Origin of the sequence: Caballeronia sp. GAWG1-5s-s (assembly GCF_023631445.1) — a bacterium.
Taxonomy (GTDB): Bacteria; Pseudomonadota; Gammaproteobacteria; order Burkholderiales; family Burkholderiaceae; genus Caballeronia.
This window is the reverse complement of the sequence record NZ_JALQDC010000033.1, coordinates 30,203-44,675: the sequence shown is the minus strand read 5'-3', so window position 1 is coordinate 44,675 and position 14,473 is coordinate 30,203. Positions and strand designations below refer to the sequence as shown.

At 58.8% G+C, this 14,473-nt stretch carries 10 protein-coding genes; 6 read left to right on the top strand and 4 right to left on the bottom strand.

Going from position 1 to position 14,473, the window contains the following annotated elements; all coding sequences use genetic code 11:
• Window positions 1-309: 309 nt before the first annotated feature.
• On the top strand, window positions 310-765 hold the full coding sequence (locus NCR34_RS24430; protein WP_248323742.1) for a response regulator: 456 nt from the start codon (window positions 310-312) through the stop codon (window positions 763-765).
• 33 nt (window positions 766-798) lie between these two features.
• Here NCR34_RS24430 and NCR34_RS24425 read toward each other — a convergent pair whose 3' ends face one another.
• Entirely contained in the window at window positions 799-1,458 is a 660-nt protein-coding gene (locus tag NCR34_RS24425) for an HD domain-containing protein (protein ID WP_248323741.1), read from the bottom strand.
• A 164-nt stretch (window positions 1,459-1,622) separates the two neighbouring features.
• Here NCR34_RS24425 and pdxR point away from each other — a divergent pair, with 164 nt between their 5' ends.
• The 5 genes from pdxR to NCR34_RS28245 all read left to right on the top strand — a co-directional run bounded on the left by pdxR (window position 1,623) and on the right by NCR34_RS28245 (window position 8,262).
• Window positions 1,623-3,035 carry a MocR-like pyridoxine biosynthesis transcription factor PdxR gene (pdxR, locus tag NCR34_RS24420; RefSeq protein WP_248323740.1) on the top strand — a complete coding sequence of 471 codons (1,413 nt, stop codon included), beginning with the start codon at window positions 1,623-1,625 and terminating at the stop codon, window positions 3,033-3,035.
• Between the two features lie 118 nt (window positions 3,036-3,153).
• Window positions 3,154-3,570, top strand: a complete 417-nt coding sequence (locus NCR34_RS24415; protein ID WP_248323739.1) for a cupin domain-containing protein — start codon at window positions 3,154-3,156, stop codon at window positions 3,568-3,570.
• 24 nt (window positions 3,571-3,594) lie between these two features.
• Window positions 3,595-4,050 (top strand): carboxymuconolactone decarboxylase family protein, encoded by a 456-nt coding sequence (locus tag NCR34_RS24410; RefSeq protein WP_250501217.1) that lies wholly within the window; start codon window positions 3,595-3,597, stop codon window positions 4,048-4,050.
• 435 nt (window positions 4,051-4,485) lie between these two features.
• Window positions 4,486-6,276: a CpsD/CapB family tyrosine-protein kinase gene (locus tag NCR34_RS24405; protein ID WP_248323737.1), complete on the top strand. Its 1,791-nt coding sequence runs from the start codon at window positions 4,486-4,488 to the stop codon at window positions 6,274-6,276.
• Between the two features lie 582 nt (window positions 6,277-6,858).
• Window positions 6,859-8,262 (top strand): glycosyl hydrolase, encoded by a 1,404-nt coding sequence (locus tag NCR34_RS28245; protein ID WP_250501216.1) that lies wholly within the window; start codon window positions 6,859-6,861, stop codon window positions 8,260-8,262.
• A 71-nt stretch (window positions 8,263-8,333) separates the two neighbouring features.
• Here the strand turns inward: NCR34_RS28245 and NCR34_RS24395 are convergent, their stop codons facing one another.
• From NCR34_RS24395 to NCR34_RS24385, 3 genes are all read right to left on the bottom strand, one after another.
• Window positions 8,334-9,968 (bottom strand): glycoside hydrolase family protein, encoded by a 1,635-nt coding sequence (locus tag NCR34_RS24395; protein ID WP_248323735.1) that lies wholly within the window; start codon window positions 9,966-9,968, stop codon window positions 8,334-8,336.
• Window positions 9,969-10,119: 151 nt separating this feature from the next.
• Window positions 10,120-12,342: a polysaccharide biosynthesis tyrosine autokinase gene (locus NCR34_RS24390; protein WP_250501215.1), complete on the bottom strand. Its 2,223-nt coding sequence runs from the start codon at window positions 12,340-12,342 to the stop codon at window positions 10,120-10,122.
• 577 nt (window positions 12,343-12,919) lie between these two features.
• Window positions 12,920-14,248 carry a hypothetical protein gene (locus NCR34_RS24385; RefSeq protein ID WP_248323733.1) on the bottom strand — a complete coding sequence of 443 codons (1,329 nt, stop codon included), beginning with the start codon at window positions 14,246-14,248 and terminating at the stop codon, window positions 12,920-12,922.
• Between the last annotated feature and the right edge of the window lie 225 nt (window positions 14,249-14,473).

The following is a 14,473-nucleotide window of genomic DNA, read 5'->3' as shown; positions in this document are numbered from 1 at the left end:
AACTTGTCGGAACGGTGACTGAACGGAATCTGCCGAACGATCGGTCGCACGAAATTCGATAGCACGACATAGCGGAGCACGACGAGGGCTCACTATGCATTCGCGCCGCCTCTTCACTGTTCCCGGCTTCGTGCGAATGACTCCGGTTGCGTGGCGCTCGCGCCGCAGTCGCCTCGAAATTCCTTGTATTGATGCGAAACGCGGCATACAACTGTTGCTTCAGAGAGCTTTCTAACGTTGTGCCAGCCAGATCATCTGGGGCACGAATCGCAGATGCGGTTCCTGCAAGCGGAGCAGCTAGGAGGCGCTATGACACGTCGGGTACCGTTGGACGACGAACAGGAGTGCGCGTTCTGGACCACGAGCGCGAATGCCACAGGGACAACGGCGAATTGCCGTATTCTGATCGGTCATCGGGATGAAGCGGTCGGCGCATCGCTCGCGTTGCTGTTGACGCTCAAGCACTATCAGGTGCTTTACGCCACGAACCTCGCCACGCTTCGGCGCCAGATGGCGTGCTGGCGTCCCCATGCGCTGTTACTCGATACCCGGCTGGATGCCGATTCGCACTATGCATTCGTTCGCAGCTTGCGCGCAGACGAGCGCACCGCGAGACTGCTGGTCCTCGCGATGAGCAACATCTGCCCATTGGATTCCGTCTCGACGTTGAAGCAAGCCGGCTTCGACGGGCACGTGCGAAGACCTTGCTCGGTATGGCGCGTGACTGATCTCCTCGACAGTCACTTCTGCGGCGGCGATTCGTGACGAACGTCATGCGTGCCGATTGCGGCTACGACGTCAGCCCCACTTCGAATTGAGAATGATGCTGCACAGGTTCACGCGCTCGAAGCCCGGGTCCTTGTGCGCGAGGAAATCGTCGTTGAAGGTGCCGAACGTGGTGCCCGGGCGATGCTTCATGCCGTCGTAGAAGGCATCGATCATTCTGGCTGCGAAGTCGGCGCCGCGCGGATAAGCCGCGACCACCGCCGCGCGCTGCGCTTCTGAAAACGCATCGAAGCCGCGTCCTGCTACGTCCATGCCCGCGCCGGCCTGCACCAGCGCGATCTCGCCGTGCATGTGCTCGGGAATGCCCGGCGTCGTATGCAGCGCCACGGCAGTCCACACTTTCGCCACGTCCGCCTCGTCGACATGGTGACTGCGCAGGAAATCGCGCGCGGCGTTGGCGCCGTCCACTTCGAAGCGCAATTGGCTTTTTCCATACGCCGACGTCAGACCGATATCGTGGAACATGGCGGCAAAGTAGAGCAACTCCCGGTCGTACGCGATACCGTTTCGTTTGCCCAACAGCGCGCCCCAAAGGTAGACCCTCGTCGAGTGGTTGAACAACAATTCGCTCTCGGTGTCGCGGATGAGTTCGGCCGCCTCGCGCGCGAGCGGGCTGTCGGGAATGACGACATCGAGCATGGCATTCGTCGGCGCGGCTGTATCTTGCTTCATCGCTTACTCGAACTGGTTGGAGCGTGCTTTCCTATTGCACGCGTCTTGTGAATGGGCGGTCATCGAGCGCCGACTGACTGGCGGCGCTACAGCCCGAAAGTTACGCCGCGCATGGCTCCGCGAACAGGCCCAAGATCGGTAAGAGCCACTGTACTATCGCGTCTATGGCAATACTTTCCATTGGACTCGATCGTGCCGGAGGCCTCCCGCTGTCGGCGCAAATCTATGGCTCGATCCGCCATGCGATCGAATCGGGCCAGCTTGCGGCCGGCGCGCGGCTGCCGTCGTGGTCGGATCTGGCTGCTCAGCTGGGCGTATCGCGAGGCACGGTTCGCACGGCCTATGAACGGCTGATCGACGAGCAGTTTGCGGTCGGCTTGGGCGCGGCCGGCACGCGAGTCGTTGCGCGGCCCTCGCCGCCGACGGCCGGATGGTCGCCCGAGTCGCCGCCGCTTCCGGAGTTGTTCAACGACTTCAGCACGGCGCCGCTGGCGTTTCAAATGGGCGTGCCTTCGCAGGACGCGTTTCCGTTCAAGCTCTGGTCACGGATTCAGGCACGCGCCGCCCGCCGCGCCGCAGCGGCTCCTGTCGGCTATCCCGACCCTCGCGGCGATCCTGAACTACGGCAAGAGATCGCGTCGTATCTCGCGGTGTCTCGCGGGCTTCTATGCAGTCCCTCGCAGGTGTTCGTCACCGCGGGTTTCGCCGGCGCGCTGAACCTCGCGATTCGCGGCCTGCGCATCGAAGGCAAACAAGCGTGGATGGAAGAGCCCGGCTTTCCGCTCACGCGCACGGCGCTCGGCCTGGCCGGCATGACGGTGGCTGGCGTGCCCGTGGACGCCGATGGGCTCGATGTCGACGCAGGCATCCGGATCGCGCCTGCGGCCGCGCTGGCGGTGGTGACGCCGGGCCAGCAGGCGCCGCTCGGAATGACGATGTCGCTCGCTCGACGGCTCGCGCTGCTCGAGTGGGCCAGACACCACGATGGGTGGATCGTGGAAGACGATTATCTCGGCGAGTTGCAGTTGAGGGGACGGGCCGCGCCGGCTCTGGCCTCGCTCGATCGTGACGGCCGCGTGCTCCACATCGGGACCTTCAGCAAGACCATCAGCCCCGCGCTTCGCCTCGGTTTTCTCGTTGTGCCGCCGGCCTTGGCGCGCGGCTTCGGCGATGTCGCGGCGTGCCTTTCGCCCGCCCCGGCTGCATCGGTGCAGCACGCCGTCAGCGAGTTCATGCACGAGGGACACTTCCTTCGCCATCTGCGGCGGATGAAGCGTCTCTACGCGGGCCGGCAGGAAGCGCTGGTTCGTTGTCTGAAGGAACTGGGCTCGGGGTCAATCGACGTGCGCGGTTCTGCCGGCATGACCGTCGTGGCCGCGCTTTCGCAACCCGCCGTATCGGATATCGACATCGCTTCTCGCGCGCGAGTATTCGGACTGGCCCCGGTCCCGCTTTCACCCTGGTACACGACGGAGCCGAGGCAACAGGGGCTGCTGCTCGGCGTGACCAATCTGGATGAAAGAACCCTCGCGGGTAACTGTTCGCGCCTGCTGGAAGTCATTCGCGGGCGGCACTGACGAACCAGCGTCACCTGCCGCGCTCTGCGCTCTTGGTGCATCGAAAATGTTCATTCCTGGTGCTTTTGCGTGTCCACACGTGACACGACAATGCAGAAGCACAAAGGAGCCAGACACCATGAACATACGATCCATCAAGCGAGCCGCCTGCGCTGCCGTGGCGTTGGGCATCGCCTTATCGGCCTCGGCACACGGCGCAGCTGAGACCGTTACGCCGAACTTCCAGCACGCCATTCGCAACGTTCCGGGCAAGTCGTTGACCGCGGTCGTCGTCGATTACGCGCCCGGCGCGGCGTCCTCAGCGCACAGACATGCGGCCTCGGCTTTCATCTATGCGTACGTCGTATCGGGCGAAATCGAGTCACAAGTCGATGACGGTCCGACGCGCGTCTACCATGCCGGCGAGAGCTTCTTCGAGGAGCCCGGCTCAGTTCACCGCATAAGCCGCAATACCAGCAAAACGGAGCCCGCCAAGCTGCTTGCCGTCTTCGTCGCGGATAGCAGCGACAAAGCGCTGACCACCCCCATCAAGTAATTCATTCCCTTCAGGAGTCATCTCATGAGCAAGCGTCTCGACTACGTTCAAATTGCGCCCGCGGGCGTCAAGGCCATTGGCGGCGTCTATGGCTATGTGATGCAGAGCGACCTGTCGCCGGTTCTCGTCGATCTGGTCTACCTGCGCGTCTCGCAGATCAATAACTGCGCCTATTGCCTCGACATGCACACACGCGACTTGCTGAATAAAGGCGTGAAGATCGACAAGCTCGCGCTCGTGCAGGCATGGAGAGAAGCGGGCCATCTCTTCGACGACCGCGAGCGCGCAGCGCTCGCGTGGGCGGAATCCGTCACGCTGGTGGCGCAAACTGGCGTGCCCGACGCGTCGTATGAAGGCGCCCGCGCCGTGTTCAGTGAGCGAGAACTCGTCGACCTGACGATCGCCATTAGCTTGATGAATATGTATAACCGCATGGCGATCAGTTTCCGCAATACGCCGCAGGCCGTGTTGGAACAGTAAGCGCCCTGCCGGTTCTGCGCCGTTGCGCGACCGCGTTGCATCGGCGCGGCGGGATGATTGTTTGCACGCATTTGCACGGGTATGTGTGGACATATCGCTGGCAATAGCGTGATGACATTCGCCAGTTCCGAGATCGCACGGCCGTTCGCGCAGCTGTTTCGTATACATACTCACCCACGCGAATTCCTATTTTAATAGTACGAAAAGCCGTGTCTGTTTCCGTACGCATTCGCGTTCAATTTCGAGCCAAAAGAAAATCGGCGGTATACAGTTCGATACTTTGGCAGCTGGCGCGAAGTCCCAGCGCACGAGCACGTGTGCGAGTCCGCTGCGCAGACTCTGCCGTACTTTCGCCTGACGACCCGGTGGCATAAAAATTCTGTTCGTGACTCGGTTCTCCGGCGCCGACTCGGACGCTGGAACAAAGAGGACCTCATGTATTCGAAGATCGTATCCATCCTCTTTTACATGTTTTTCACCTGCATTATCTTCAACCCGCGGGTCAATGGCTTCACGATTTATTTTTATCTCTTCATTCCTTTTCTCGACCTCAAGTTTCTCCGCTTCCTCTCCGCCACTGCCCGTAGCTGGAGCGGTCCGCTGGCGATCGGTGTGGCTGTCAGCGCGATAGGATCGCCGAGCGTAGCGCTTCGGGTCGTCTCCATTGGGCTGTGCATCGGCTACATGATGTACACGATCGGCGCGCGCATCTGCTACCTGCACCATTGGATGGCGATCAACATAGCGTTCGCAGTCGTGCAATTCTCGGCTTATTACGTTGACCGGGGGCTCGCCGAGACGCTGGGACCGGCCGCCCTTTCGCGGATGATCTGGGGAGAGTACGCGACGCGCGCCTACTCCAACTTCTATGAGTTCCTGTTCTTTGCCAGAGCCTCGGGATTCTCGAGAGAAGCGGGCTTCTTCTCGTCCTTACTTGTCGCGTCGCTCATTGCTCATCTTTTGATCGAGAAGGTCAACAAGAAGATTGTCGCAATGTACTGCCTCGGACTCTTTTTGTGCTTCTCGAAGTCATCGTTCATTCTGTTCATATTTCTCGGGCTTTATCCGTTGCGTCATCGACTCCGGATGGTCCATCCGCTTGTCATGCTTGCCGGATTCATTTGTGTCGTCGGCCTCGTGGGCATCTACCTCGGAAGTCATACGTTCTATGGCTCGACCACATTCTCACACCGACTCGGTGGTTACCCGTTCATGTTCGATGCGTCGCTGGAGGACATATTGCGAGGCGTCACTGCCGACGACGTACGCTCGCGGTATATGTATCTGCCTTCGTTTCGTCTGGTCGAGTATGAAATCTCTTCCGGCGTGCCGTTCGCGGGCCTTCCTGCGAGCTTCGCAGAAATGGGCTTGTTCAGCGCGCTGCTTCTGCTTGGCTTCATTGCCTTCACGGCGAGTGACGGCTTCCTGATGCTGCTTCTCTTGCTCATCACCTCGACGGTCAGTATCACTACCGTGACGTCGTTCGTGGTGATCGGCTACCTCGTTCTCTATTGGCCGAGATTCAAGGCTTATCGCGCGAAGCGCAGTTCGTTTCCGGCAGCCAGCTTCAAACTCTTTCCGCTGGAACACTTCCAGCTCAGACGCCGGGAACGGCTCAAGCTGCCTTATACGCCGTGGAAGCGCAACGTGATGATCGTGACCAGTTCGCGGTCGAACCACGGGAAAACGGTATTGGCGGCCCAGTTGGCCTCGATGAATGCGAAAGCGGGCAACCGCGTACTGCTCATTGACGCCGATTTCCGCCACGGTGCGATCTCTGATTCGTTCGGGCTATCCAATTCACTAGGCCTTGCGCAAGTTCTCGAAAGCAACATCAGAGTTCAACATGTCATTCATTCTGTTGGAGGATCGAAGAACCTCGATGTCATACCCGTTGGCGATCTGCTCCCGGCCCCGGAGCTGTCACTCTCTAATCGGCGTCTTGCGCATCTGATGCGCGAGCTAACTCCTGCGTACGACCTCGTTATCATCGCCGCGCCTGAAGTGCTGTCGGCCGACGACGCCTGCTTGATCGCGCCGCTCGGCGCATGCACTTTGCTCGTCGAACAACCCGACACTTACGCGGTGGGGAATCTTCAGGAGGCCGTGAGACGACTCGATCGAGTGCGGGCGAATATCGCCGGCGTCGTCTTCGATGCCGTCCCGCGACAGACCACGCAAAGAGCCCGACGGGTGTATGGCCATATAAACGCCGTCACGCCGTAGCCCCGCCTTCGTTAATCGCGCCTGCCTTCTGCAAGAGAAGTGGACGTTCGTTCGTAAGTGGGCGAACGTCCTCGGCGCAATGAAGAGTCCGCACTCATCTGTGAGCGTACGCCGAATTAAGTTGCGCCATCTATTCCGAACGTAGTCTTGCAAGTCACGACTATGACAGGGATTTCACCTACCCCAATGAATGAGCCACCGTCGCGCATTGTGGGCGACGCCTCGGCGCATTAGCACCCCGATCAAGCGCTTAAAACGACCAGTCGATGCGGTCAAAACTACTCGTCGCGCCCTCGCCCGCAATTTGTGCCACAAAGTAGTGCTGAGTAAAAACTACTGGTCGGCAAGCGGTTGATCAATATTAAGGATCACAAAGCGATCCTTTTACCTGATGCACCCTCGATGCCGGAATCGGGGTGGTCAGTTCTTCCCGATGCCCCGCCTCATTAAGAGCATTTTCCCCCTTATGATAGTAAGAAAATACAGAATTTCTTTTTCCCGATACCGTTACATTCAGAAACATCTTAGGAGACTTATCAGACATATACTGCGCCCACTCTGAAAAACAACGAAACTCTTACTGTGTTCAAAAAACTCTCTACCCAAGTTAAGAATGTTTTACCTGTTGGCATCGACGGTAAAAACGACTTCATCTCGCGTCGAAGCTTTTTGTCTGTCCTCATGGCCGGTGCCGGCAGCGCGGCCTTGGCGGCTTGCGGCGGCGGCAGCGAAGGCGACGGTTCGTCGGGCAGCGTCGCAAACGTTGCCACCGGCGTCTCCAAAGCCGCGTCGGCGAGCGGCACGGTGATTCCCCCGGCGTCCTCCATCACCGACAGTTCGGGCAACGTGTGGGCGCTTTCCAGCGGCCACGTCACGCGTAACGGCTCCAATGTGTCGACCGGATCCTCTGTCGCGCTGGTCAACATCCTGTATTTCAACGGAACGATCTACGCGAAGAACTCATCTGGCGTCTGGTACAAGAACGGCAGCCCGTGGGCGAACATCGGTTCGGCGGATCCGCGTGGAACGACCACCGCCAACGCTGTCAGCAACAACTCGCTGTTCTACGGCATGAACGGCCATATGGCCTGGGGTTCGGGCAGCATCTACAACACCATGTCGGCCGCCGCGCAGCTCGCTATCCTCAAGGACCTGGGCGTGACGAACTATCGTGCAGACGTCTGCACGGCCGCGATGGCCCAGATTCTCGCGAACGCGCTGAACGGACCGTTCAAAAATAGCGGCGTGTCGATTCTGCCCGTGCTGAATCCGCCGTCGATCGGTTGGAATGTCTCACTGAGCGAGTCGGCAGCCTATACGCTCGGCTACAACCTTGCCACGAGCGTGACGAAGGTGCTCAAGGGCCTGGTGAAGTACATCGAATGCGGTAACGAGCTGGACGTGAATGCGCGTTCGAACGGCAACGGCAACCTGACGAGCAACTGGGACCCGAAGGCGTGGGGCTCTTTCCGTGGCGTGATTCGCGGCATGGTCGACGGCGTGCGCGCGGTCGATCCGACCATCAAGGTCGGCGTGGGCGTCGGTATTCCTCTCGCTTTCCGCGCACTGCAGATGCTGTGGAACGGCATTACGCCGGATGGTTCCGCGAATGGCGTCTCGGGCGCCGCGACTATCCGCTGGGACTTCACTTGCTATCACTGGTACGAAAGCTCGGGCGATGTGGTCTGTGGATGGATCAACAATCAGTGCTTCGACGTGCTCCAGTCGCTGAAAGATGCGTTCGGCGTACCGATCTGGTTGACGGAATGGGGTTTCCACGGTCAGACCGACACGCCGGACCAGCAAGTTGCATATGTCAACAAAGCGCTGGCCGAGTACAAGTCGGTGAAGGACAAGTACAACCTTCAGTCCGTCATGATGTATGCCGTGATCGACGACAGCTTCGGACTTATCAAGAACGACGGGGTCACGAAGACACCGGCTTACAACACCTTTAAGAATTTCGTTAAAGCCAATCCCGTTTGATCCATCACGCAAGGAGCGCTCTCATTCGCAATGAATCAAAGCGCTCCGTGACACTTCCGCAGTAGCCGTCGCTACTTCCTGGCGGGCACGAGATACTTCGGCATGACGCCGAGCTTCCACTCGAAGTTGTCATTGACTTCGATGGTCGACGTCGAACCTTGCCAGTCGATCTGTGTGTATTTGCCGGGCGGAACCGGCACGGACGTGGCGACCGGACCGTCATCGGCGTCGCGTCTCCAACCCGCGATCACGCAATCGCTCTCGCAGTATTGGTAGACCTTGGTCGTCTCGTTATCGGCGAACGACTGCTTCCACATCCGATTCCCGATCGTCCGAAAGACCGTGGCGACCGCGGCATACGCCGGCTTTGGCGAGAGATCCAGTCGCAGGAGACCGAAGTTGGCTTCCTTGTCGCGTGGATTCACTCCGTCATCGACGAAGTCATACCACATGACCGTTTTCATCGTGTTGAAGCGCCGTGACAACAGGTAAGTGCGCGCCGCTGCCGCAGCCTGTTTGCGCTCCGACAAGCCCGCATCCTCCGGACTCGACGGCCATCCGATCTCCGTGACGTACACCCCGAGCGGCCCGACACCCGGTTTCGGATGAGATTGCGTCATGCGCTGCAAATGCTGCCATACGCTCGGCACATTCACCTGAGAAAGCGGAGAGCCTTTCGCGCTGTAGCCGTGGTCGGGATCGTACGGAGACATGTACGGATGAATGCTGAAGCCGTCCTGATAAGCGAGCGCATCGGCTTTCGCAATCGCCGCAATGCAGTCGCCGCCGGGGCCGCCGCCTGCTCCGCCTCCACCACAAGAAAGCACGGTGGCGTCGGGACTCTGTTTCTTGATGAGGCTATAGACGGGCTTCAGCAACGCAAGGTAAGTGTCGTAGCCCCCCATGCTGGCGAAGTTCGGTTCATTCCATACTTCCCAGGTCTTGACGTAGCCTTTGTAGAAACCGACGACCTTATCGACATAGCGCAGAAAGAGCTCGCGTTCTTCCTGCGTCTGCGGAAAGCCTTGCGGTCCCTTGAACAGATTCGGGTACGTCTGCCTGTTTCCGAAGTCGAGCTCGATGAGCGGCTTCAGATTCATGCGAACCGCCTGGCGGACATATCCACCATAGTCGTTGTCGTTGCGTGGCAACTGAAACTGCCCGGGCGTCTTTTCGATGGCGCTCCAATAGACTTCATCGCGGATCCATGTGAAGCCCGCTCGCTTGACGAGCGGCAACACGATCGACGGCACGCCCTTCCTATGGGCGAAGTGAGTTTGCACGCCTGCTTCGCTGAAGCTGCCTTTTCCGGCTGCGAGAACTGCAAGACTAACTTTCTGCGAGGCGATCTCATCACCGCTTTTCGATGAGAGTTTTATATCGAGCACGTACAGTCCCGCGCCCGGTAAAGAAACATTCACCGATATCTGCTGGCCGCCGGAACCCTTGGTGGGCGAGATGCGGTAGTCCTTGAGCGGCGACTGCGAGACCTCACCGTTATCGTCGTAGCGATAAAGCGTTGCGATGGCTTCGCCATCGAACGCATTCGCGGGCGTCACTTTGAAATTGAGTCGTTTGTCGCCCGCGTCTTCGATGATCAGTGAACCGGGCGCGCTCATCAACTGCAACGCATCCTGAGCACGCGCGGGGCTTGCGTCGATCAAGACTGCCAACGGCGCGGCGAGTATCAAGGCGGCACGGGCCATAGCAATGAAACGCCGCTTTCTACGCGCCGTGCCGAAAGCGCCGCACTGGAGCGACAGCGAAGCTCCAGTGAAGCAGCCTTCCGATGACACCACGCTATCCCGCCGCACTCCTCGTGAATCTACTGTCCATCGCGAAAGGTGCATGCTTGCGCTACTCCGCCGTGGAGTGCGACATGTAAGCGCTCGCGTATGCGTACGTACGTCTTTCGCTACGGCGCTTCGGAACTGCGTTGAAGATCACGCCTGCGATGCGCGCGCCCGTCGAATCGAGTCGCTTGATGGCGTCTTCGAGTTCGTCTTCGCTCTGCAGCCCTGGACGCACGACAATGACCGACGATCCTGCATTGGCCGCGATGAAATTCGCATCGCTGACGGCAAGCACGGCGGGCGTATCGATAATGACGAGGTCGAAGCGCTCGCGCACATGCTCGAGGATCATCGGCATGCGCGGGGTCGAGAGCATCTTCGACGGATTGGCCGGCGAGCGCCCCGCCGTCATCAGCGAGAGACCCGGAATGTCGGTCTCACCGACCGCCTGGTCCACATGCACCTTGCCTGCGAGCACTTCGGAGAGTCCGTTAGTGTTGGTACGTCCGAACATCGAAGCGATGCGACCGCGCCTCATGTCGCCATCGATCAGCAAAACGCTCTTGCCGGATTGCGCATGCAGCACCGCGAGATTCGAGGCCACGAATGTCTTGCCGGTGCCCGGCGCGGCGCCGACGATCGCGAGCACGTTGTTCTGCGCCGGAGCGATGTCATGCATGAGCGAAGCATGCACCGCGCGCAGCGCGTCCACCGCCATGTCCTGATCGCCGTGCGCCGAGAGCAGCTGCGTCGCGTCGATTCCGCCTTCGGAGGCCGACTCATCGCCGGATGCGCGCGCGGACGAGTTGTCGGTCAACGAAAGCGCGCGGCTCTTGCTGGCGAGAAGCGACGGCTTCGTCCGACGATCGAGACGCGCCTGAACCGGGCTGAAACTCACTGCGCCGAACACGGGCAAGCTCAGACGGCGCTCAATTGCCTCCGGCGTCTTGACGTTGCGCGACAGTTGATCGCGGAAGAAAACAAACAACAGTCCGATGATCATCCCCGCAGCTGCGCCGCCCGCGATGATAAGAGGACGCTTGGGCTTGGCCGGATCCGTCGGGTAAATCGCGGAGTCGACAAGATGCACGTTGCCGATCGTGCCTGCGCGCGTCACTGCCAATGCACTGGCCTTTTCGCGCATCGCGACGTAGATATCTTCAGCGACTTTCGCGTCGCGCGTCAGATCCATCAACTTGCGTTCGGACGCAGGCAGCCGCCCGAAACGCTGGTCGAACGCCTGCTTCTGAGCGTTCAACGTAGCAAGTTGTTCGTCGATGGTGCGTACTTCGCGAGTGGTAGGCGCGTAGCGGCTCGCCGTCTGGGTACGCTGCATTTGAAGCGCCGCAATCTGCCGCTCGATGTCGATACTGCCCTGCAGATAAGACGACGCTTCCGTGCCCGGCGTCATCGAACTTGCGGACGTGCGGTATTGGGTCAATGCGCTTTCTGCGCGTTGCAGTTCCTGCTCCAGACGCGGGAGTTCGCCGATGATGAAATCGCGCGTCACGCTCGCTTCTTGCCGGTGCTCATTAACGTGAGCCGCAATGTATTTCTGAGCGATGGCGTTCGTGATTTCCTGCGCGAGATTCGGATCCTCGTTTTCATAGACGATCTGCACGACGCCCGAGTCCTTCATCGACTCCATGACTTTCAGACTCTTCAGGAATCGCGTCATGGCCTGATAGTCGCTATAGCGCACGACGTTGAACTCGGTGCCCGGCCTGGCAACAAGGCTGTCGATCAAAATAGTCGTGCCGTCCGCGGTTGCCGGGTGGCCGACATTACCGTGAAGAATGGAATTACCGCTGGGATCGGTTAGCTCGAACGCGCCTTGCGGCAGAGCTCGCAAGCTCAGCGTCATGTTTTCCAGACGCGCGGGAACTTCCAGCTTCGCGACTTTCACGACCTCGCCGCCCCACGCAAAGGAATTCAGCCCGAGAAGCGGCGCGGACGGCTCGCCTGTCGTCGCGAACAACTCGGAGATGCGGCCCAACAACGGCACTTCATGAGGTTTGACAACGACGTTCTGGTTATATTGCTTGATCACCGGCAAAAGCACCGCACGGCTTTGAATGATCTGCATCTCCGCGTCGGTCGGGAGCGTGGAAGGCACGGTTTGCGGTTGCGTCTGTGCGTTGACGCCCAACGCATTCGGATTAGGAAACTCCACCTTGACCAACGCGTCAGACGAATAAACCGGCGTGGCAATAAACGCATAGAGCGTTGCCGCGCCCGTCACCAGAACGACGATGCTGAGTACCAGCCAAACGTTATCAACGATCAACTTCCAGAAATCGCTTGCAGAAAATGAGTCGTCCACCCTCCTGGGCGGCACTGGGTCAAGACCAAGGATAGGTGTGTTCATCTACAAGTTCCTTACAGTATGTCCTGCGATAGCCATCTCACTGACTGATAGGTCGATACGCATCCATCACCGGGACTCCAGCGAAAGAAGCTTTTGAGCCAAGGCGTGAATCGACTGTCGTTGAGCGTAATTATTTCTGGAGAGTGCTACATTCGGGTTAACGAAAGTTTATGTACGTGCGGCAACCCACACATTAACGGGCACCCGGTTAAGAAAACGTTTCAACCGAAATCGTGCCGGTCTTAATCCGCCATTTCACAGCGTTCTTTTTGTAATTTGATAGGATTATTCGGAGTCCATATCGAGTATGCGGACATCCACCTGACCAATAATTGGGACCGGCTGGCCTATTGCCGATCGTGAAATAGCGACTGCGTCGAAGGCACGAAGTCTTTAGCTGCTGTTTCTAACACTATCACCGAAAAAAATCTGGAGGAGCGAAGTACAGCTTTTTCGCTCCTCGGATTAAGTGCGGCGAACGGGCTGATGCTATGGTCTAGAGAATATCGACATGTTTATGCTGCGGTGCAACGGTAGTCTTCTCGCTACACACTAATGTTGCCCACGGCATGGGTCGGAGGGATGACATCAGTGCAGCCGCCGCAGCGGTCGCGCCATGCAATGTTCCGTGCCTCCTCGAGTCAGTGTTTCGAGAGAGCCCGGGCGATTCCGGCGAATATCCGTAGAAACTCATGAATGGCGACACGTCGGCCCGGACTCGCGCATACGTTCGTCCTTTTTCCGCTAGCGTGTCGAGCTTCTTTTGGCTGACGGAATTCGGGCTTCGCCGCAGTCGATCTAAGGCGACATTGGCCGCGCTGAGTGACTGGGCAAGCACGGGTAATCCGCGGCCGATGCCGACGTCCAGCAATCGAAGCAGTTTGGCCGAATCAGTCGTGCCCTCTGCCATGGTTCGCGTCGCGAGGAGGATGGCGGCGTCAGACGAAGCGTGCGCCATTTCAAAAAGAGTTTCCGCGTCGCTTTGGGAGAAGAGATCTAATGCGCCCAGCCGCAGCGCGGCGTAGCCCAGCGCACATCCGCTCAATGTGTCCTGGCCAATGGCGTTCCAGTCGAAGTCGGTCGAAAGCTCGCGTGTTACGTCGGCCGAGTATATGTTCTGGTTTATCGAAAGCAAAGAAAGCAGGACGTTTCTCGCGGAAGACGAGCATCGAGTCACGACGACTCGCAATGGATCTTCGGTCGCGAGACATGCGTTGTTGGGCGCAAGCAGTACCTTTATTCGCCCCTGCGGCAGGACTATGAATCTCGAACGAAGCTCCGGCCCACCGATTTCCAGTACCGATGGTTCGTTTATCGTCAGTTCGAACTGTGCCGAATACGCATTTCGCTGTTCCTGCTCGATCCTGAGACTGCCCGCGCGCCACGTACTTAAGCGCCGCGTCCAGAGTCGACCCCAAATGTCATGCGCGCGGGTGTCGATAAAGCGAGCCCTCGCCCGTTCCGACAAGTCGACATCTGCCGCAGCCCACCGGAGCCAGCCCGGAAGCTCGTCGGGCACGAGATCGACTGTGTGCGTGACGAATTGACCAATCAACGGGATGCGACACGAAGTACTAGTGCCGTCTCTCCTGATCAACTCGAGCGTTAGATACGTCAAAGCTGAAGGACTTCGAGTCGCCCCCGCCAAGGGTTTTGTGTTCCCGCGAGAGTCGCGAGAAATGGTAATACGTTTGATACGCTTCGAGGAAAGAATTCCTTGATCCAGAACGGAACCGCTCTGATCACTCAACCGAAAGGGGACGGCACACTCGCCTTCGCTGTCTTCGGTTAATCTCGCAAGGCTCAGAATGACAACTTGGACCATAGCCGAAACCTCCGCGCGTCAAACTTCATTTGATAAGATGACTGAGTGACTATGAAGCTGTCTGAAATTGTTTCGCCCGTTAAGACACGCACTCCTATGCGTAGCCCGTAGCGTCGGGACGCATAAGCATAACGCCAGCACCCGGCCCGAATGTAAGTTCTCCAAAAAATAAATTGTCGGTTTGCTTATGAGTGTTCTCGTGAAAGAGCTCAACGGTCGTCGCGA